This window comes from Oryzobacter telluris (assembly GCF_043099285.1).
Classification (GTDB): Bacteria; Actinomycetota; Actinomycetes; order Actinomycetales; family Dermatophilaceae; genus Oryzobacter; species Oryzobacter telluris.
This window is the reverse complement of the sequence record NZ_CP170723.1, coordinates 3,507,792-3,526,539: the sequence shown is the minus strand read 5'-3', so window position 1 is coordinate 3,526,539 and position 18,748 is coordinate 3,507,792. Positions and strand designations below refer to the sequence as shown.

The following is an 18,748-nucleotide window of genomic DNA, read 5'->3' as shown; positions in this document are numbered from 1 at the left end:
CGCGATGAGCGGCGCGTTCGTCGGCATCCACACCGGGTCCTTCTCCACCCCGGCGGCCGGCAACCCCACGGTCGTCATGGTCGAGGCGGCCTACCGCCACCACGGGATCGACGCCCGCTACCTCAACTGCGAGGTCGGGCCCGGCGACCTCGGCGACGCCGTCTCCGGCGCCCGGGCGATGGGGTGGGCCGGCTTCAACTGCTCGCTGCCGCACAAGGTGGCCGTCATCGACCACCTCGACCTGCTCTCGGAGTCGGCCGAGGTCATCGGCGCGGTGAACACCGTCGTCGCCACCGACGGCGACCTCGTCGGCCACAACACCGACGGCCAGGGCTTCGTCACCTCGCTGCGCACCGTCATCGACCCGCGCGGGCTGCAGGTCGTGTTGCTCGGTGCCGGGGGAGCCGCCCGTGCCGTGGCCGTGGAGACGGCGCTCGCCGGGGCGTCCTCCATCACCGTGGTCAACCGCAACGAGCGGCGGGGGGCCGAGCTGGCACGGGTCGTCACCGAGGGGACGGGCGTGGAGGCCCGCTTCGTGCCGTGGGACAGGCCGTTCGAGGTTCCCGGCGGGGTCGACGTGCTGGTCAACGCCACGTCGGTCGGGTACGGCGACGCCGACGTCCTCCCCGAGGTCGACCTCGCCAGCCTCCACGGCGGCCTCGTCGTCGCCGACGTCGTCGTGTCGCCACCGCGCACGGCCCTGCTGCGCGCGGCCTCCGCCGCGGGGGCCACGGTGCTCGACGGCCTCGGGATGCTCGTGGGCCAGGGGGCGCTCGCCGTGCAGCTGTGGACAGGGGTCGAACCGGACCGGGAGGTGATGCGGGCCGCCGCCGCCGACGCGCTCGGCCTCTGACCGGGTTGCGCGGATCGGCGGTCGTGGCGCTACCGTCGGGGCGTCCGCACGTCGGAGCAGCGACGAATCCGCTGCACGTGACCGGACGGAACGGGAACAGGTGCACCAGTGGCAGGACGCAAGCTCGTCATCGTCGAGTCCCCCGCGAAGGCCCGGACCATCGCCGGCTACCTCGGCCCCGACTGGGACGTCGAGGCGTCCGTCGGCCACATCCGCGACATCCCCACCCCGAGCGAGATGCCGGCGGACATCAAGAAGGGCCCCTTCGGCAAGTTCGGCGTGAACGTCGACGCCGACTTCGAGCCGTACTACGTCGTCGACGCGGACAAGAAGAAGAAGGTCCGCGAGCTCAAGGCGCTGCTCAAGGACGCCGACGAGCTCTACCTCGCCACTGATGAGGACCGCGAGGGCGAGGCCATCGCGTGGCACCTGCTCGAGACGCTCCAGCCCAAGGTCCCGGTCAAGCGGATGGTCTTCCACGAGATCACCAAGGAGGCCATCCAGCGAGCCTCCAACACCACTCGGGACCTCGACGTCCGCCTCGTCGACGCCCAGGAGACGCGCCGCATCCTCGACCGCCTCTACGGCTACGAGGTCTCGCCCGTGCTGTGGCGCAAGGTCAAGGCCGGCCTGTCCGCCGGCCGCGTGCAGTCGGTGGCCACCCGCCTCGTCGTCGAGCGCGAGCGGCTGCGGATGGCGTTCCGCACCGCGTCGTACTGGGACGTCGAGGCCGACGTCACGCCCGGCGCCGAGAGCGACCAGTTCACCGCCCGCCTCACCGGCGTCGACGGTGCGCGCGTGGCCACCGGCCGCGACTTCGCCGACGACGGCACGCTGAAGAACGCCAAGGCCACCGCGCTCGACGAGGCGACGGCGCGCGGCATCGCGACCGCCCTCCACGACGCCCAGGTGCGCGTCGCCGAGGTCAGCGAGAAGCCGTACACCCGCCGCCCGAGCGCGCCGTTCACCACGAGCACGCTGCAGCAGGAGGCCTCGCGCAAGCTGCGCCTCAACAGCCGCAACGCGATGCGCGTGGCCCAGCGCCTCTACGAGAACGGCTACATCACCTACATGCGGACCGACAGCACCTCGCTGTCGGAGTCCGCGCTCACCGCCGCCCGCACCCAGGCGCGGGAGATGTACGGCGCCGAGTACGTGCCCGACTCGCCGCGGCTGTACGAGAAGAAGGTCAAGAACGCGCAGGAGGCCCACGAGGCGATCCGCCCGTCCGGTGACCGCTTCCGCACCCCCGCGCAGGTCCGGGGCGAGCTGCGCGGCGAGGAGTTCGCGCTCTACGAGCTGATCTGGAAGCGCACCGTCGCCTCGCAGATGGCCGACGCGCGGGGCTCCACGGCCTCGGTGCGCCTCGCCGCCACCCTCACCGACGCCCCGGCCCGCGAGGTCGAGCTGTCGGCGAGCGGCACGGTCATCACCTTCCGCGGCTTCCTCGCCGCCTACGAGGAGGGTCGCGACGAGTCCGCGAAGCGCGGCGGTGACGACGAGGAGCGCCGCCTGCCCCGCCTCGGCGAGGGCACCGCACTGCGCACGGTCCGCGCCGACGCCCTCGGCCACGAGACCTCGCCCCCGGCCCGCTACACCGAGGCCACGCTCGTCAAGGCCATGGAGGAGATGGGCATCGGCCGCCCGTCCACCTACGCCTCGACCATCGGCACCATCCAGGACCGCGGGTACGTCTCCAACCGCGGCTCGGCCCTCGTGCCGTCGTGGCTGGCCTTCGCCGTCACCCGCCTGATGGAGGTGCACTTCTCGCGCCTCGTCGACTACGACTTCACCGCCTCGATGGAGGAGGACCTCGACGCCATCGCGCGCGGCGACCAGGAGCGCGCCGCCTGGCTGCACCGGTTCTACTTCGGCGAGGAGGGGCACTCCGCCGAGGGTCTGCGCGACCTCGTCGCCGACCTCGGCGACATCGACGCCCGGGCGATCTCCACCATCGAGATCGGCGACGGGATCGTCGTGCGCGTGGGCCGGTACGGACCGTACGTGGAGGAGGTCGTGCCCGCCGGGGTCGACCCCGCCACGGGTGAGGTCACCGACGCCACGGCCGCCGACGCCGCTCCCGCGCAGCCGCGCCGCGCCACCATCAACGACGACATCGCCCCCGACGAGCTGACCCCCGCCAAGGCGCGCGAGCTGCTCGAGCTGGCGGCCGACGACGGCCGGGTGCTCGGCACCGACCCGGAGTCGGGCCACGAGATCGTCGCCCGCGCCGGCCGGTACGGGCCGTACGTCACCGAGGTGCTGCCCGAGGACGACGCCCCTGCCCCGGCGAAGGGCAAGAAGGCCGCGGCGAAGGCCAAGCCCCGCACCGCGTCGCTGTTCAAGGACATGGACCTCGCGACCATCGACCTCGAGGCCGCGCTGCGCCTGCTCTCGCTGCCCCGCGTCGTCGGGACGTCGACCGAGGAGGACGGGACCTCCGTCGAGATCACCGCACAGAACGGGCGATACGGGCCGTACCTGAAGAAGGGCACCGACTCGCGCTCGCTCGTCACCGAGCAGCAGCTCTTCGACATCACGCTCGAGGAGGCGCTCGCCATCTACGCGCAGCCCAAGCAGCGGGGGCGGGCGGCCGCGAAGCCGCCGCTGGCCGAGCTGGGCAACGACCCCGTGTCGGGCAAGCCGGTCGTCGTCAAGGACGGGCGGTTCGGGCCGTACGTCACCGACGGCGAGACCAACGCGACGCTGCGCAAGGACGACGACCCCGAGCAGATCAGCCCCGAGCGCGGGTACGAGCTGCTCGCCGACAAGCGGGCACGCGGTCCGGTGAAGAAGACGGCCAAGAAGGCGACGAAGAAGGCGCCGGCCAAGAAGGCGGCGACGAAGAAGACCGCGACGAAGAAGTCGGCGACCAAGAAGGCCTGACGCCGGCCGGCCCACGCGACCCCCGCGCGAACGTGGGTGAAGACCCGTCGGTATGGCGGCGGGTTTCACCCACGTTCGGCGTCGGGGCGACGGTGAGGCCGCGCACATCCGGTTGGCGATCGGGGTTACCCGCGAGTAGGTTCATCGTCATGGCACTGAACCCGCAGACCCTGTCCGGCCTCCCGGCGGCCGACTTCGTGGCCCTCGTCAAGGGCATGAGCGACGCCCAGATCCGTGAGGACCTCGGCGGTCCCGACCGCGCGGACGTCCTCGACAAGGTCTTCGCGCGCTTCCCCGAGCAGTTCCGCGCCGACAAGGCCGGCGACCGCAGCGCGCGCATCGACTTCCGCGTGACCGGCGGCCCGGACGACTCCTCCGACACCTACGCGGTCGTCGTGGACCACGGCACCTGCACGGTGGAGAAGGACCCGACCACGGCGCCCGACCTGTCGCTGCAGCTCGGCCCGGCCGAGTTCCTCAAGCTCATCACCGGCACCGGCAACCCCGCGATGATGTTCATGATGGGCAAGGTCAAGGCCAAGGGCGACCTCGGCCTCGCCACCGCCCTCGCGACCTGGTTCGAGACCCCCAAGGGCTGACCCGTTCGAACGGGGTTGACCCTCACGCGGCGTGAGGCGTCACGGTGGTGACATGACCGCGACGAGCCAGCACACTGCACGGGTGGAGCTCACCGTCGGCCAGGTGGCCGAGACCTTCGGCGTCACGGTGCGCACGCTGCACCACTACGACGCCGTCGGCCTCGTCGTCCCCAGCGCGCGCACGCACGCCGGGTACCGCCTCTACGCCGACGCCGACCTCACCCGGCTCGCCTCCGTCGTCACGTACCGCCGGCTCGGCCTGTCCCTCGACGAGGTGCAGTCCCTGCTCGACGGCGACGGGACCGCGGAGGAGCACCTGCGCCGCCAGCGCGACGCGGTCGTGTCCCGGCTGGACGAGCTCGCCGAGCTCGTCACGGCCATCGACCGAGCACTGGAGAGAGAGATGGAGCAGCAGCCCGCCACGACCGAGGACCTCAAGGAGCTCTTCGGCGACGGCTTCAGCGAGGAGTACCAGGCCGAGGCGCAGGAGCGCTGGGGCGACACCGACGCCTGGACGCAGTCGGCGTCGCGCACCAAGCGCTACACCAAGGCCGACTGGGAGCAGGTCAAGGCCGACCAGGAGGCATCGGGCCGTCGGCTCGTCGAGGCGATGCAGGCGGGCCACCCGCCGACCTCGACCGAGGCGATGGACGCGGCGGAGGCCGCGCGCCTCGTCATCCACCGGTGGTTCTACGACTGCGACCACACCTTCCACCGGGGGCTGGCCGACATGTACGTGGCCGACCCGCGGTTCACGAAGACCTACGAGGACCAGGCGCCGGGGCTCGCGCAGTACGTGCACGACGCCATCCACGCCAACGCCGACCGCCACCAGCCGGCCTGAGCGCGGCCCCGCGGCACGGACGCTGTCGCGGGGCTGGCCTAGGCTCGCCCCGTGACGGGACACGAGGGGTTGTTCATCGCCTTCGAGGGCGGTGACGGCGCGGGCAAGTCGACCCAGGTGCGGCTGCTCGCCGAGGCCCTGCGCGCCCGCGGCCGCGAGGTCCTCGTCACCCGCCAGCCGGGCGGCACCGAGCTCGGCGCCGCCATCCGCGAGCTCGTCCTCCACGGCGACCACGTGTCGCCGCGCGCCGAGGTGCTGCTCTTCGCCGCCGACAAGGCGCACCACGTCGACCTCGTCATCCGGCCGGCGCTCGCGGCGGGCGACGTCGTCCTCACCGACCGCTACACCGACTCCTCGGTGGCCTACCAGGGCGCCGGTCGCGACCTCGGCGCCCCCGAGGTGCACGACCTGCAGATGTGGGCCGTCGACTCCCTCGTCCCCGACCTCACCGTCGTCGTCGACGTCAGCGCGGAGGAGGGCCGCCGCCGCCGCGGCGACGTCCACGACCGGCTCGAGGCCGAGGCCGACCCCTTCCACGACGCGATCCGGCAGCACTTCCTCTCGATGGCGGCCGGCCACCCCGACCGCTACCTCGTGCTCGACGGCACCCGCCCGCCCGATCAGCTCCACGACGCCGTGCTGGAGCGGCTCGAGGCGATGGGGGTGCTCGCCCCGTGAGCGTCTGGCGCGACGTCATCGGCCAGGAGGCGGCGGTCGCCACCCTCGAGCACGCGGCCGGCCACCCCGCGGCGATGACGCACGCCTGGCTGTTCACCGGGCCGCCCGGGTCGGGCCGGTCGGTCGCCGCCCGCGCCTTCGCGGCCGCCCTCCTCTGCCCCACGGGCGGCTGCGGCACCTGCCGCGAGTGCCGCACCGCGCTCGAGGCCACCCACGCCGACGTCGACGTCGTCGCCACCGAGGGCCTGTCGATCAAGGTCGAGCTGGCCCGCGACCTCGTCCAGCTGGCCGCCCGACGCCCCTCGGTCGGCCGGTACCGCGTCATCGTCGTCGAGGACGCCGACCGCCTCACCGAGCGCGCCGCCGACGCCCTGCTCAAGGCCCTCGAGGAGCCCACGCCCCGCACCGTGTGGATGCTGTGCGCCCCCTCGGTCGAGGACGTCATCATCACCATCCGCTCGCGGTCCCGGCACGTGCGGCTGCGCACCCCGTCGGTCGCGGCGGTCGCCGACCTGCTCGTGCGCCGCGACGGCGTCGACCCGGCGATGGCGCTCTACGCCGCCCGTGCCGCCCAGCAGCACGTCGGCCTCGCCCGCCGCCTCGCCCGCGACGAGCACGCCCGCATCCGGCGCCACGACGTCATCACGATGGCCACGAAGATCACCGGCGTCGGCGAGGCCATCGGCGCGGCGCAGGACATCATGACCATCGCCGCGGAGGAGTCGGCCGCGGCCTCCACCGAGCGCGACGCCGCCGAGCGGACCCGCCTGATGGAGGTGCTCGGCGCCGACCCCTCCGCGCGGACCCAGCCCCCGCACATCCGCTCGCAGGTCGCCTCGCTCGAGAAGGAGCAGAAGGCCCGGGCCACCCGGTTCACCCGCGACGTCGTCGACCGCGCGCTCGTCGACCTGCTCTCGGTCTACCGCGACGCGCTCGTCGTGCGGACGCAGGCGGGCACGGCGCTGGTCAACGAGGACAGCCGCCAGGTGGTCCAGCGCGTCGCCGACCTGCTCGAGTCCGAGGCGCTGCTGCGGGCCATGGACGCCATCGGCACCGCCCGCGAGCGGATCGACGCCAACGTCAACCCGCTGCTCGCGCTCGAGGCGATGGCCCTCGACCTCCGCCTGCCCCGCTGACCGACCCGGCTACCAGGTCCCCTGGCCCGACGCGGGGGAGGCCGGCCCGGGTTCACCCGCACCGTCGCGCTCGGCCTGCGTCGGCTCGCCGCGCCCGAGGGCCGCGGCGTCGGCCTCGGCCACGGCCCGCTCCTGTGGGGACAGCGCGTCGAGGCGCGCCATCCCGCGCTCGACGAGCGGCGTCATCATCGTGGAGAAGGCGTCGTCGCGGGCGAGGTCGCGCAGCGAGGAGCGCCCCTGGAGGACGTCGTCGATGCGGCGGCGCACGCCGGGGTCCTGGGCCTGGTCGCGGATGAGGGTCAGCGACTCGCGCAGGTGCTGCTGGACGCGCGCGGGCAGCGCGGCGCCGGGGAGCAGCGGCTGGTCGTCGGGTGCGGGGGTGCTCACGGGACTCCTCAGGCCGGGGCGTTGTTGTTCTCGAAGGCGTCGGGGATGTCGACGAGGTGCCAGTCGCCGGCCGACCCGAGCAGGGCCGAGACGCTGTCGACGAGCACGTCGACGATCGTCATCGCCCCCTCGATGAGGGCGATGATCTTCTGGATCGTCTTGACGATCTCGGTGATGCCGTAATAGGTCGCGGCGGTGCCGATGGCCGCGCCGATGAGGGTCCACGACCCGGCCACGGTCGCCGCGGCGCTGATGCCGGCCGCGATGAGGAGGTCGATGAGCGTCTGGATGAGCATGCCGACGTCCTTCGCGACGCCGTAGAGGCCGTTCGCGACGTCGTCGTAGCTGTCGGCGGCGATCTCGAGCATGTCGGCGGCCTTGGCGATGGCGATGCTGTGCGACACCATCGTCAGCTGCGCGGCCTGCCACGCCTCGCCGTCCCAGTGCTGGTCGAGGAAGCCGGAGTAGCCGTCGATCGCGTTCGCCATCGACTCGCAGTACCCCTTGAGGTTGCGCATCGCCGCGGCCGAGACGGCCACGTGCTCCCAGTCGCCGGCGATCCAGGTCTGGACCTTCTCCTGGAAGTCGAAGTCGCCGTCGGCCTTGTCGAGCGCCACGAGCGCCCAGTGGCCGAGCGAGAGCCAGTCGGCCATGTTGAGGGCGGCGTCGAACGTCGAGGGGATCGGCTCCTTCGGGATCGGCTCGTAGAGCCAGCTCCCCGGGTTCCAGCCGCCGCCGCCACCCTCGCTCGCGTTCACCATGGTGGGCCCCTCAGTTCTTCCAGTAGGAGGCGTCGAGGCGCTGCGCGGCCGCGGCGTCGAGCCCCTCGTACCGGTCGGCCGACGCCATGATGGCCGCGGCGGTGCCGCTCACCGCGGCGTGGATGTCCTTCATCAGGTCGCGGACCCCGGTGTCCATGCCCGTGGTGACGTCGACGAAGCGCTCGAAGACGGCCCCGCCCGAGGGGTCGAAGTCGACCCAGGTGTCGGCGTAGGTGATCGCCTCGGCCGCGTCGTCAGCGAGGTCCATGAACTCGGCCCCGTACTTGCGCATGCCGGCAGGTTCGGCCCGGAAGCGTTCCGGGTCACTGCTGTTCGTCGACAGGTCGTCGCGCTCGCCCATGGTGTCCTCCCCTGGCTGGTGGGACCCCACCGTCCCCCGACGCGCACCCTACGGGCAATGGGGAGCACTGCCCACGCGAATGCGGCCGTTTCGTGACCTCCCCCGAAGGTCAGCCCCCAGACGGCTCGCCTAGGGTGCGGACCGTGAACCGCCGCGCCTCCGTCCTCGCCGGCGCCACGGTCGTGTCCCTCCTCCTCGCGGGGTGCTCGGTCGTCGAGGGCGTCACGGGTGGAACCCGGACCCCGACCACGTCGGTGTCGCCGCAGTCCCCGCCCCCGGGGTCGGAGGCGCTCGCGGCGTTCTACACCCAGCGCCTGCAGTGGAGCGACTGCGAGGGCGCCCAGTGCGCCCGGCTGCGCGTGCCCGTCGACTACGCCGCCCCGGGCGGCGACACCATCGACCTCGCCGTGGTCAAGGTGCCGGCCAAGCGCGAGTCCAAGCGGCTCGGCTCCCTCGTCGTCAACCCGGGCGGGCCGGGTGGCTCGGGGGTCGACTACGCACGGGCGGCCGACTTCATCGTCGGGGCCGGGGTGCGGCAGGCGTACGACGTCGTGGGCTTCGACCCGCGCGGGGTCGCCCGCTCGGCCCCCATCGACTGCGTCACCGACCGCGAGCTCGACGCCTTCCTCGGCAGCGACCCCACGCCCGACGACGCCGCCGAGCAGCAGCAGTTCGCCGCCACGGCCCGCGGCTTCGCGCAGTCGTGCGGCCGCACCGCGGGACCGCTGCTGGGCCACGTCTCCACGGTCGAGGCCGCCAAGGACATGGACGTCCTGCGGGCCGCGCTCGGCGAGGAGAAGCTCACCTACCTCGGCAAGTCGTACGGCACCTACCTCGGCGCCGTGTACGCCGACCTCTTCCCGGCGCAGGTCGGCCGGATGGTCCTCGACGGCGTCGTCGCCCCGGACCTCACCTCCGACGAGATCAACCTCGGCCAGGCCAAGGGCTTCGAGCTGGCCACGCGCGAGTGGGCCGCCTACTGCGTCGACCAGGGTGACTGCCCCCTCGGCGGGTCGGTCGACCGCGTGATGGAGGGGCTGCGCACCTTCCTCAAGAGCGTCGACGAGAGCCCGCTGCCGCGCACCGGCGACAACGCCATCCCGCGCCTCACCGAGGGCTGGGCGTCGCTCGGCATCGCCGCCGCGATGTACGACCAGGGCGCCTGGCAGACCCTCGTCGACTCGATGCGCCAGGCCGTCGGCGGCGACGGCACCGCCCTGATGCAGCTCGCCAACCAGTACGCCGACCGCAACCCCGGCGGCCAGTACGCGGGCAACATCATGGAGGTCATCTACGCCGTCAACTGCCTCGACAAGCCCGAGGACGACGACGTCGCGGCCCGCGCCACGCTGGCGGAGGAGTCGCTGAAGGAGGCGCCGACCTGGGGCCCGTTCCTCATGTGGAGCTCGCTCGTGTGCGGGTACTGGCCGATCGAGTCGACCAACACCCCGAAGAAGATCTCGGCGGAGGGCGCGGCCCCGATCGTCGTCATCGGCACCACGCGCGACCCGGCGACCCCGTACGAGTGGGCCGTGCGGCTGCGCGAGCAGCTGGCCAAGGCCTCGCTCATCACCTTCGACGGCGACGGCCACACCGCGTACACGCGCTCCAACGCGTGCGTCGACAAGGCCGTGGACGCCTTCTACCTCAAGGGCACCCAGCCCCGCGACGGCCTGCGCTGCTGAGGGCGTCGGGGGGCTCTGGCCCGGTTTGCGTCGCGACCCCGGTCGGCTCGTATACTCGTCCGGCGTGCCCGAGCCCGCTCGGACACCTGCCGCCTTAGCTCAGTCGGCCAGAGCGATTCACTCGTAATGAATAGGTCAAGGGTTCGATTCCCTTAGGCGGCTCCCTCGACGACGGCCCCCACCTCACCGGTGGGGGCCTTCGTGCGTCCCGGCCCTGCAGGGGAGGCAGGATGAGGCGATGAGACACCCGTCGCCCCACCCTCCCGCCGCCGGCCAGGAGTCGGTCTGGGACTACCCGAGGCCGCCGCGCGTCGAGACCTCCGACGAGGTCGTCGAGGTGTGGCTGGGCGGCGAGCGCGTCGCGTCCTCCAGCCGCACGCTGCGCGTCCTCGAGACGAGCCACCCGCCCACGTACTACCTGCCGGTCGAGGACGTGGCCGAGGGCGCGCTGCGGCCGGTCGCCGGCGCCACGTGGTGCGAGTTCAAGGGCCAGGCGGCCTACTTCGACCTCGTCGCGGGCGGTCTGGTGGCCTCGCGGGCCGCATGGACGTACCCGAACCCGTCGCGCGGCTTCGCGGCGCTGGTCGGCCACGTCGCCGTGATGCCGGGGGCCGTGGACCGCTGCACGGTGGCCGGGGAGCTCGTCGTGCCCCAGGCCGGCGGCTTCTACGGCGGCTGGATCACCAGCCGGGTCGTCGGCCCGTTCAAGGGCGAGCCGGGCACCCTCGGCTGGTGAGGTCGAGGCCCCACCAGCCGGGTGCGGTGCCGCTCAGTCGTCGCTGAGCGGCTTGTCCTTCGTCGCCAGCTCGTTGCGGGCCTTCTCGGCCGCGGCGGTGAGCTCGTCCTGGGTGTGTCGGCGCGAGGCCTCGGTGGCGCCCCCCGTGTCGTGCTCGGGCATCCGCCAGCGGGCCGTGCTCATGCCGGCCTCGCGGGCCCGCTCGATGGCCTCGGTGACGCACCGCTCGGCATCCTCGCGGCCGGCCCAGTGGGCACCCTCGACGGACTTGCCGGGCTCGAGGTCCTTGTAGGTCTCGAAGAAGTGCTGGATCTCCAGGCGGTCGAACTCGCTGATGTCCTCGAGCTCGGTGATGTTGAAGCGGCGCGGGTCGCCGGCCGGCACGCAGAGGATCTTGTCGTCGCCACCGGCCTCGTCGCGCATGTGGAACATGCCGATGGGGCGGGCCCGCACGAGGCAGCCCGGGAAGGTCGGCTCGTCGAGCAGCACGAGGGCGTCGAGCGGGTCGCCGTCCTCGCCGAGGGTCTCCTCGACGTAGCCGTAGTCCGAGGGGTACGCCATCGAGGTGAACAGGAGGCGGTCGAGGCGGATGCGACCCGTCTCGTGGTCGACCTCGTACTTGTTGCGGTGCCCCTTGGGGATCTCGATGGTGACGTCGAACTCCACGACGTGCCCTTCCCTGTAGTTGTGCGACGGACTCGCCGCTGCGTCTGACCTAGGCTCGAGAGGACAGTCTGGCGCATGGGGCCCCGGGCCGACGAAGGGAGACGGGGTGAGACGGGTCATGGCCGCCTCGGCGGTCGGCGTCCTCGCCGTGGCCGGCTACGGCGCGGCCGACGTCCTCGACCTCGCCCCGGGCATCCTCACGCGCGACGCCGCGGTGTCGGTCCCGACCCCCACGGTGTCCGGCACGCCGGCCCCGGTCGTCCTCCCGTCGCCCGACGCCTTCGCCGACCCCGTGCTCACCGCCACCGGCGCCGACGCCCCCCAGCCGACCGAGGCCGGCCTGGCCGCCGCCGTCGCCGCGGCCTCCGACGACCCGGCCCTGAAGGGCGGGATCGGCCTGAGCATCCGCGACGGCGTCACCGGCGAGGAGATCTACGCCATCGACGCCGACACCCCGCGCGTCCCGGCCTCCACCGCCAAGCTGATGGCGGCGCTCGCCGTCGCCGACGGCCTCGAGCTCGGTGCCCGGATGTCGACCCGCGTCGTCGCGGTCCCGGGCTCGGCCGACCTCGTCCTCGTGGCGTCCGGCGACACCCTGCTGGCGCCCGGGCCCGGCGTGACCGACGCCGTGGCAGGGCGGGCGGGCCTGGCCGACCTCGCCGCCCAGGTCGCCGACTCCCTCGCGGCCACCGGTCGCACCGACGTGCGCCTGCGCCTCGACCTCTCCTACGCCCCGGGCCCTCGCATCCCGGCCACGTGGAACCCCAACGACGTGCGCGACGGGTTCACCCAGGCCGTCGTGATGACGGGGCTGTCCTCCCAGCGCGCCCGGGCCGCCCACCCCGCCCCGGCCGACCCCGAGCGGCAGGTGGCCAGGGCCTTCGTCGCCCGCCTCGCCGAGCGCGGGGTCACGGCCACCCTCCTGCCCGAGAAGGGATGGAGCACGCCGGCCCCCGCCACCGCCCAGCAGCTCGGTGCCGTGGAGTCGGCGACCTACGGCGAGGTCCTCGAGCTGGCCCTGGACCGCAGCGACAACGCCCTCACCGAGAACCTCGTGCGCCAGGCGGCCGCGGCCTCCGGCCGGGACACCACGGCCGCCACCGCCGACGCCGCGTACGTCGTCGAGCGCCTCGAGGCCCACGACGTGCCGACGCAGGGCCTCGTCCTCAAGGACGCCTCGGGCCTGAGCCCCGGGCAGGCGGCCAGCGCGGCCACGCTCTCCGGCGTGCTCCGGGTGGCCGCGAGCGGCGACGTCGAGGAGCTGCGCGGCGCGGTGGCCGCCCTGCCCGTGTCCGGCCTGTCGGGGACGCTCGCGCGGCGCTTCTCCGCCCCCGCCACGAAGGACGTCGTCGGGCTGCCGCGCGCCAAGACGGGCACCCTGCGCGCGGGGTCGTCGCTGGCCGGGACCACGGTCACCGCCGACGGGCGCCCCCTGACCTTCGCCGTCCTCGTCGACCGCTTCCCCCACACCTACGGGGGAACGCAGCGCGCACGGGCCGCGTTGGACCGGATCGTGGCCGCACTCACCAGGTGCGGCTGCCGCTGACCGGCGGCACCGAGGAGAGGCAGGACCACGTGGGGTACGTCGACTGGGAGTTCGCGAAGACGACGGGGCGCACGCTCGTGCCCGCCGGCCCGAGCGTGACCCCCGCGCAGGCGCAGGCCGAGGTCGCCGCCATCCGCGAGGCCGCGCGCGCGGCCCGCACCCCGGTCGCGGAGACCGCCCGGATGCAGACGCCGCCCGACGCGCCCGATGCCCTCGTCGTCGACCGCGCCACGTGGATCGCGGTCAACGCCGACTCCATGGGCGCGATGCTCGACCCGACCTTCGACGCCATCATCGAGAAGCGGGGCGAGACCCCGGGGCCCGCCGCTCGCGCCATCGGCGGCCGGGTGACGGGTGCCGAGGCCGGGGCGCTGCTGGCGTTCATGGCGCCCAAGGTGCTCGGCCAGTACGACCTCGCGCCCGATGGCACCCCGGCGCTGATGCTCGTGGCCCCGAACCTCATGGCCGTCTCCGACGAGCTCGGGGTCGACCGCGACGACTTTCGCCGCTGGGTCTGCATGCACGAGGAGACCCACCGCGTGCAGTTCACCGCGAACCCGTGGCTGCGCGACCACGTCATCAGCTCGGCCCGCGAGCTCGCCGGCGACCTCGCGCCCGACACCCAGCGCATCCAGGAGCTCGCCAGGAGCATCACCGAGAAGCTGCCGGACCTGTTCAAGGAGGGCAGCACCGGCCTCGCCGACCTCGTCACCACCCCCGAGCAGCGCGAGCGCATGGCGGCGCTCACCGCGGTCATGTCGCTCCTCGAGGGCCACGCCGACGTCGTCATGGACGACGTCGGGCCCGCCCACATCCCCACCGTCGACCACATCCGGGCCAAGTTCACCGAGAAGCGCAAGGGTGCCGGGGCGGCCGACCGCGTGCTGCGCCGCCTGCTCGGCCTCGAGGCCAAGATGCGCCAGTACCGCGACGGTGCCCGGTTCGTGCGCGAGGTGCAGGACGCCGTGGGCGTCGACGGGTTCAACGCCGTGTGGACCTCTCCGGAGACGCTGCCGCTGGCCCGCGAGATCGAGGACCCCCGCAGCTGGGTCCGCCGCGTCCACGGCTGACCCGTCCCCCGCCGCGAGTGCGGAAGTGGTCGCCCCGGCCACCGTTTCCGCACTCACGCCCGAGAATGACGGGATGAGGCGACGTGAGGGCGGGCGGCCGGACCCAGCGGTGGCGGCCGTGCGGGTCGCGGTGCGCACCGCGCTGGCCGACCTCGACCCCGCCGACCTCGTCCTCGTGGCGTGCAGCGGGGGAGCGGACTCCCTGGCGCTCGCGGATGCCGTGGCGTTCGTCGCGCAGGGTGAGGGTCGTCGCGCCGGCGCCGTCGTCGTCGACCACGGGCTCCAGGACGGCTCGGCGGAGGTCGCGCAGGCCGCGGCCGCCACGCTCACCGCCCTCGGCCTCGACCCGGTCGAGGTCGTGGCGGTGACCGTCGCGACGGGCACCGGGGACGGCCGCGAGGCCGCGGCCCGCTCCGCACGCTACGCCGCCCTCGACGACGCGGCCGACCGCCTCGGTGCCGCGGTCGTCCTCCTCGGCCACACCCGCGACGACCAGGCCGAGCAGGTCCTCCTCGGCCTCACCCGCGGCTCGGGTGCCCGCTCCCTCGCCGGGATGCCCGCGGCGCGCGACCGCTACCGCCGCCCCCTGCTGGGCACCTCCCGCAAGGAGACCCGTGCCGCCTGCGCCGCCGAGGGCCTGGCCTGGTGGGACGACCCGATGAACGAGGACGAGGCCGTCACCCGGGTGCGCGCCCGCCGGGCCGTCGCCGACCTCGAGCGCGACCTCGGCCCGGGCGTCGCCGCGGCCCTGGCCCGCAGCGCCGACCTCATGCGGGACGACGCCGACCACCTCGACGCCCTGGCGGACGAGGCCGTGACCGCCCTCGGGGACGGCCCGTGGTCGGCGAACGCCCTCGCCGACCTGCCCCGCGCCGTCCGGACCCGGGTCTGGCGCCGCCTCCTCGTGGCCGCCGGGGCACCCGCCGGGCAGGTGTCGAGCCGGCACACCGACGCCTGCGACCTGCTCGTCACCGCGTGGCACGGACAGGGCCCGGTGCACGCCCCGGGCGACCTGCGGGTGACCCGGTTCGACGGTCGGGTCACCATCGCCCCGGCCACTCCGGTCTAATAGGGACCGCCCGCGCCACCCACCAGCACAGGAGCCGCAGTGGACGCCGCCCACATGGGAGCCGACCTCGAACGAGTCCTCGTCACCGAGGAGCAGATCCACGACAAGCTCGACGAGCTGGCCCACCTCATCGCCACCGAGTACGAGGGCAAGGACCTCCTGCTCGTCGGCGTCCTCAAGGGCGCGGTGATGGTGATGGCCGACCTCATGCGCGCCCTGCCGGTCACCGTCCCCGTCGACTGGATGGCGGTGTCGTCGTACGGCTCGGGCACCAAGAGCAGCGGGGTGGTGCGCATCCTCAAGGACCTCGACGCCGACATCAGCGGCCGGCACGTCGTCATCGTCGAGGACATCGTCGACTCGGGCCTGACCCTGTCGTGGATCAAGTCCAACCTCGAGTCGCGCAACCCGGCCTCGGTCGAGATCTGCACGCTGCTGCGCAAGCCCGACGCCGCCAAGGTCGAGGTCGACGTCAGGTGGGTCGGCTTCGACATCCCCAACGAGTTCGTCGTCGGCTACGGCCTGGACTACGCGGAGGCCTACCGCGGCCTGCGCGTCGTCGGGACCCTCGCGCCGCACGTCTACAGCTGACCCGCCGGCTCGGAGGTTCGTCAAAGGCCCTGAGCACGCGGAACACCGGGCCGACGGGGCTCGTTGCTAGCGTGTACCCGCCCAACCGGCGTCCTCGCCGGGCGGCCCGCCCAACCCGAGCAGGAGGACCGGAGCAGCACGCTCCGTACCCACATGGACTTCAAGCGCATCTTCCGGACCCCGGTCTTCTGGGTCCTCGCCGTCGTCGTGGTGATGCTGACGGTCTTCTCGTTCGACGGTGACGGCGGGTACTCCACCATCACGACCTCGCAGGCCGAGAAGCTCCTCACCGACAAGAAGGTCGCCAAGGTCGAGCTGACCACCGACAACGTCATCAGCCTCGACCTCAAGTCGGGCGAGAGCTTCACCGACGAGGCCACCGACGTCCGCAACGCGACCAAGGTCCGCGCCGAGTTCATCGACGCGCGCGCCGAGGAGATCGTCACGGCGGTCAACGCCGGCGTCCCCGGCGGCTACAACGACAAGCGCGAGGGCGACAGCGCCTTCTGGACCATCTTCATCAGCTTCTTCCCGGTTCTGCTCCTCGTCGGCCTGTTCTGGTTCCTCATGAGCCAGGCCCAGGGTGGCGGCTCGCGGGTGATGCAGTTCGGCAAGTCCCGCGCCAAGCTCGCCACGAAGGACACCCCCAAGGTCACCTTCTCCGACGTCGCCGGCGCCGACGAGGCGGTCGAGGAGCTCCAGGAGATCGTCGAGTTCCTCCGCGAGCCCGCCAAGTTCCTCGCCGTGGGCGCCAAGATCCCCAAGGGCGTGCTGCTCTACGGCCAGCCCGGTACCGGCAAGACCCTCCTGGCCCGCGCGGTCGCGGGGGAGGCCGGCGTGCCGTTCTACTCGATCTCCGGCTCGGACTTCGTCGAGATGTTCGTCGGTGTGGGTGCGTCCCGCGTGCGCGACCTCTTCGAGCAGGCCAAGGCCAACGCCCCGGCCATCGTCTTCGTCGACGAGATCGACGCCGTCGGCCGCCACCGTGGCGCCGGCCTCGGCGGTGGGCACGACGAGCGCGAGCAGACGCTCAACCAGCTCCTCGTGGAGATGGACGGCTTCGACGTCAAGACCAACGTCATCCTCATCGCGGCCACCAACCGGCCCGACATCCTCGACCCCGCGCTGCTGCGTCCCGGTCGCTTCGACCGCCAGATCGCGGTGGAGAACCCCGACATGATCGGGCGCCACCGCATCCTCGAGGTGCACGGACAGGGCAAGCCGCTCGCCGCCGGCGTCGACCTGCTGGCCGTCGCCCGTCGCACGCCGGGCTTCACCGGTGCCGACCTCGCCAACGTCCTCAACGAGGCCGCGCTGCTCACCGCCCGTGGCGACAAGAAGCTCATCGACGACGAGGTCCTCGACGAGGCCATCGACCGCGTCATCGCCGGCCCGCAGAAGCGCACGCGCATCATGTCGGCCAAGGAGCGCAAGATCACGGCGTACCACGAGGGTGGCCACGCCCTCGTCGCCGCGGCGATGAACCACCTCGACCCCGTCACGAAGGTGACGATCCTGCCGCGCGGCCGGGCCCTGGGCTACACGATGGTCATGCCGACCGACGACAAGTACTCGACCACGCGCAACGAGATCCTCGACCAGCTCGCGTACGCCCTCGGTGGCCGCGTCGCGGAGGAGATCATCTTCCACGACCCCACCACCGGTGCGGCGAACGACATCGAGAAGGCCACGGCACTGGCCCGCTCGATGGTCACCGAGTACGGCATGAGCGAGCGAGTGGGCGCCATCAAGCTGGGGCACACCCAGAGCCAGCCGTTCCTCGGCCGCGACATGGGCCACGAGCGCGACTACTCCGAGCAGGTGGCGGCCGTGGTCGACGAGGAGGTCCGCAAGCTCATCGACGACGCGCACGACGAGGCGTGGCACGTGGTGAACGACAACCGCGACCTCCTCGACCGGCTCGTGCTCGAGCTCCTCGAGAAGGAGACGCTCAACGCCGCCGAGCTCGCCGAGATGTTCTCCGACATCAACAAGAACGCGCGCCGCCCGCAGTGGCTCTCCAGCGAGCACCGCACCCTGTCCGACCTGCCCCCGGTGATGACGCCGGCCGAGCAGGCCGCGATGAACGGGCGCAACGGGTCCGGCGCCCCTGCCGGTGCCCAGGTGAAGCAGGGCGACCCCGGCACCGAGGCGGCCATCGACGAGGCCGCGGCGGAGGGCGCCGACCCGCACCACCACGAGCACCCGCCGACCGCGGTCATCGAGGTCCCGGACGGTGGTCGTGTCGAGCCCTGAGCCCGACCTCACCGGAGCGCCCGCCTCCGACCCCGTGACGACCCGACCCCCGGTCGACATCGCGCGGGCGGAGGCGGCGGTCCGTGAGTTCCTCGCGGCCATCGGGGAGGACCCCGACCGCGAGGGCCTGCGCGAGACGCCGGCCCGTGTGGCCAAGGCGGCCTCCGAGCTGTACGCCGGGCTCTGGCAGGACCCCGCCGAGGTGCTGTCGAAGACGTTCTCGATCGAGCACGAAGAGCTGATCATCGTGCGCGACATCCCGATGTACTCCACGTGCGAGCACCACCTGCTCCCCTTCCACGGCGTCGCCCACATCGGCTACATCCCCGCCGACGACGGCAAGGTCACCGGGCTGTCCAAGCTCGGCCGGCTCGTCGAGGTGTTCGCCCGGCGCCCGCAGGTGCAGGAGCAGATCACCACCCAGGTCGCCGACGCGCTCGTGGAGCACCTCAACGTCCAGGGCGTCATCGTCGTCGTCGAGGCCGAGCACCTGTGCATGTCGATGCGCGGGGTGCAGAAGCCCGGCTCGCGCACCATCACCTCCGCGGTCCGTGGGCAGCTGCGCGACCCCGCCACCCGGGCCGAGGCCATGTCGCTCCTCCTCGGCGGCAAGCGGTGAGCCGC

At 73.1% G+C, this 18,748-nt stretch carries 18 protein-coding genes and 1 tRNA gene; 15 read left to right on the top strand and 4 right to left on the bottom strand.

Annotated elements, in window-relative coordinates:
• Positions 1-4 precede the first annotated feature (4 nt).
• The 6 genes from aroE (at position 5) to ACFLFB_RS16430 (ending at position 6,996) form a co-directional block, all read left to right on the top strand.
• Complete coding sequence (aroE, locus tag ACFLFB_RS16455) at positions 5-853, top strand: shikimate dehydrogenase (protein WP_392543245.1); 849 nt, start codon at positions 5-7, stop codon at positions 851-853.
• 108 nt (positions 854-961) lie between these two features.
• Positions 962-3,739 (top strand): type I DNA topoisomerase, encoded by a 2,778-nt coding sequence (gene topA / locus ACFLFB_RS16450; protein ID WP_392543244.1) that lies wholly within the window; start codon positions 962-964, stop codon positions 3,737-3,739.
• 149 nt (positions 3,740-3,888) lie between these two features.
• Entirely contained in the window at positions 3,889-4,338 is a 450-nt protein-coding gene (locus ACFLFB_RS16445) for an SCP2 sterol-binding domain-containing protein (RefSeq protein ID WP_392543243.1), read from the top strand.
• Positions 4,339-4,390: 52 nt separating this feature from the next.
• Positions 4,391-5,182, top strand: a complete 792-nt coding sequence (locus ACFLFB_RS16440) for a MerR family transcriptional regulator (protein ID WP_392543242.1) — start codon at positions 4,391-4,393, stop codon at positions 5,180-5,182.
• 51 nt (positions 5,183-5,233) lie between these two features.
• Complete coding sequence (gene tmk / locus ACFLFB_RS16435) at positions 5,234-5,860, top strand: dTMP kinase (RefSeq protein WP_392543241.1); 627 nt, start codon at positions 5,234-5,236, stop codon at positions 5,858-5,860.
• Positions 5,857-6,996: a DNA polymerase III subunit delta' gene (locus ACFLFB_RS16430; RefSeq protein ID WP_392543240.1), complete on the top strand. Its 1,140-nt coding sequence runs from the start codon at positions 5,857-5,859 to the stop codon at positions 6,994-6,996. The genes tmk and ACFLFB_RS16430 overlap by 4 nt, the downstream gene beginning before the upstream one ends.
• Before the next feature lie 9 nt (positions 6,997-7,005).
• Here the strand turns inward: ACFLFB_RS16430 and ACFLFB_RS16425 are convergent, their stop codons facing one another.
• From ACFLFB_RS16425 to ACFLFB_RS16415, 3 genes are read right to left on the bottom strand one after another with little or no spacing between them, the layout of a single operon-like run.
• The gene (locus ACFLFB_RS16425; protein WP_392543239.1) at positions 7,006-7,383 is read right to left on the bottom strand and encodes a hypothetical protein; all 378 of its coding nucleotides are present in this window, start codon (positions 7,381-7,383) and stop codon (positions 7,006-7,008) included.
• An 8-nt stretch (positions 7,384-7,391) separates the two neighbouring features.
• Complete coding sequence (locus ACFLFB_RS16420) at positions 7,392-8,144, bottom strand: hypothetical protein (RefSeq protein ID WP_392543238.1); 753 nt, start codon at positions 8,142-8,144, stop codon at positions 7,392-7,394.
• Between the two features lie 10 nt (positions 8,145-8,154).
• Positions 8,155-8,505: a type VII secretion target gene (locus ACFLFB_RS16415; RefSeq protein WP_392543237.1), complete on the bottom strand. Its 351-nt coding sequence runs from the start codon at positions 8,503-8,505 to the stop codon at positions 8,155-8,157.
• Between the two features lie 143 nt (positions 8,506-8,648).
• Here ACFLFB_RS16415 and ACFLFB_RS16410 point away from each other — a divergent pair, with 143 nt between their 5' ends.
• From ACFLFB_RS16410 to ACFLFB_RS16400, 3 genes are all read left to right on the top strand, one after another.
• Complete coding sequence (locus tag ACFLFB_RS16410; RefSeq protein WP_392543236.1) at positions 8,649-10,190, top strand: alpha/beta hydrolase; 1,542 nt, start codon at positions 8,649-8,651, stop codon at positions 10,188-10,190.
• An 88-nt stretch (positions 10,191-10,278) separates the two neighbouring features.
• Positions 10,279-10,352: transfer RNA gene (locus ACFLFB_RS16405), tRNA-Thr, on the top strand.
• A 76-nt stretch (positions 10,353-10,428) separates the two neighbouring features.
• Entirely contained in the window at positions 10,429-10,926 is a 498-nt protein-coding gene (locus tag ACFLFB_RS16400) for a DUF427 domain-containing protein (protein ID WP_392543235.1), read from the top strand.
• 33 nt (positions 10,927-10,959) lie between these two features.
• On the opposite strand, the gene ACFLFB_RS16395 is transcribed toward ACFLFB_RS16400, so the two are convergent.
• Positions 10,960-11,592: an inorganic diphosphatase gene (locus ACFLFB_RS16395; protein WP_392543234.1), complete on the bottom strand. Its 633-nt coding sequence runs from the start codon at positions 11,590-11,592 to the stop codon at positions 10,960-10,962.
• A gap of 106 nt (positions 11,593-11,698) precedes the next feature.
• On the opposite strand from ACFLFB_RS16395, the gene ACFLFB_RS16390 reads away from it, so the two are divergent.
• The 6 genes from ACFLFB_RS16390 to folE all read left to right on the top strand — a co-directional run bounded on the left by ACFLFB_RS16390 (position 11,699) and on the right by folE (position 18,743).
• Complete coding sequence (locus ACFLFB_RS16390) at positions 11,699-13,138, top strand: D-alanyl-D-alanine carboxypeptidase/D-alanyl-D-alanine-endopeptidase (protein WP_392543233.1); 1,440 nt, start codon at positions 11,699-11,701, stop codon at positions 13,136-13,138.
• Entirely contained in the window at positions 13,123-14,208 is a 1,086-nt protein-coding gene (locus tag ACFLFB_RS16385) for a zinc-dependent metalloprotease (RefSeq protein WP_392543232.1), read from the top strand. The genes ACFLFB_RS16390 and ACFLFB_RS16385 overlap by 16 nt, the downstream gene beginning before the upstream one ends.
• Before the next feature lie 73 nt (positions 14,209-14,281).
• The gene (gene tilS, locus ACFLFB_RS16380) at positions 14,282-15,277 is read left to right on the top strand and encodes a tRNA lysidine(34) synthetase TilS (protein WP_392543231.1); all 996 of its coding nucleotides are present in this window, start codon (positions 14,282-14,284) and stop codon (positions 15,275-15,277) included.
• Positions 15,278-15,316: 39 nt separating this feature from the next.
• A complete protein-coding gene (gene hpt / locus ACFLFB_RS16375) occupies positions 15,317-15,868 on the top strand; it encodes a hypoxanthine phosphoribosyltransferase (RefSeq protein ID WP_392543230.1) in 552 nt (183 codons plus the stop codon).
• Positions 15,869-16,021: 153 nt separating this feature from the next.
• Positions 16,022-18,124: an ATP-dependent zinc metalloprotease FtsH gene (gene ftsH, locus ACFLFB_RS16370; RefSeq protein WP_392543229.1), complete on the top strand. Its 2,103-nt coding sequence runs from the start codon at positions 16,022-16,024 to the stop codon at positions 18,122-18,124.
• Between the two features lie 34 nt (positions 18,125-18,158).
• Positions 18,159-18,743, top strand: coding sequence for a GTP cyclohydrolase I FolE (folE, locus tag ACFLFB_RS16365; protein WP_392545439.1), 585 nt, complete (start codon positions 18,159-18,161; stop codon positions 18,741-18,743).
• The last annotated feature ends 5 nt before the right edge of the window (positions 18,744-18,748 follow it).

Bases quoted from the DNA above. Each gene is read 5' to 3' on its own strand.
- aroE (WP_392543245.1), top strand. From the start codon at position 5: ATGAGCGGCGCGTTCGTCGGCATCCACACCGGGTCCTTCTCCACCCCG.
- ACFLFB_RS16445 (WP_392543243.1), top strand. From the start codon at position 3,889: ATGGCACTGAACCCGCAGACCCTGTCCGGCCTCCCGGCGGCCGACTTC.
- ACFLFB_RS16440 (WP_392543242.1), top strand. From the start codon at position 4,391: ATGACCGCGACGAGCCAGCACACTGCACGGGTGGAGCTCACCGTCGGC.
- ACFLFB_RS16420 (WP_392543238.1), bottom strand. From the start codon at position 8,144: ATGGTGAACGCGAGCGAGGGTGGCGGCGGCGGCTGGAACCCGGGGAGC.
- ACFLFB_RS16415 (WP_392543237.1), bottom strand. From the start codon at position 8,505: ATGGGCGAGCGCGACGACCTGTCGACGAACAGCAGTGACCCGGAACGC.
- ACFLFB_RS16400 (WP_392543235.1), top strand. From the start codon at position 10,429: ATGAGACACCCGTCGCCCCACCCTCCCGCCGCCGGCCAGGAGTCGGTC.
- tilS (WP_392543231.1), top strand. From the start codon at position 14,282: ATGAGGCGACGTGAGGGCGGGCGGCCGGACCCAGCGGTGGCGGCCGTG.
- ftsH (WP_392543229.1), top strand. From the start codon at position 16,022: ATGGACTTCAAGCGCATCTTCCGGACCCCGGTCTTCTGGGTCCTCGCC.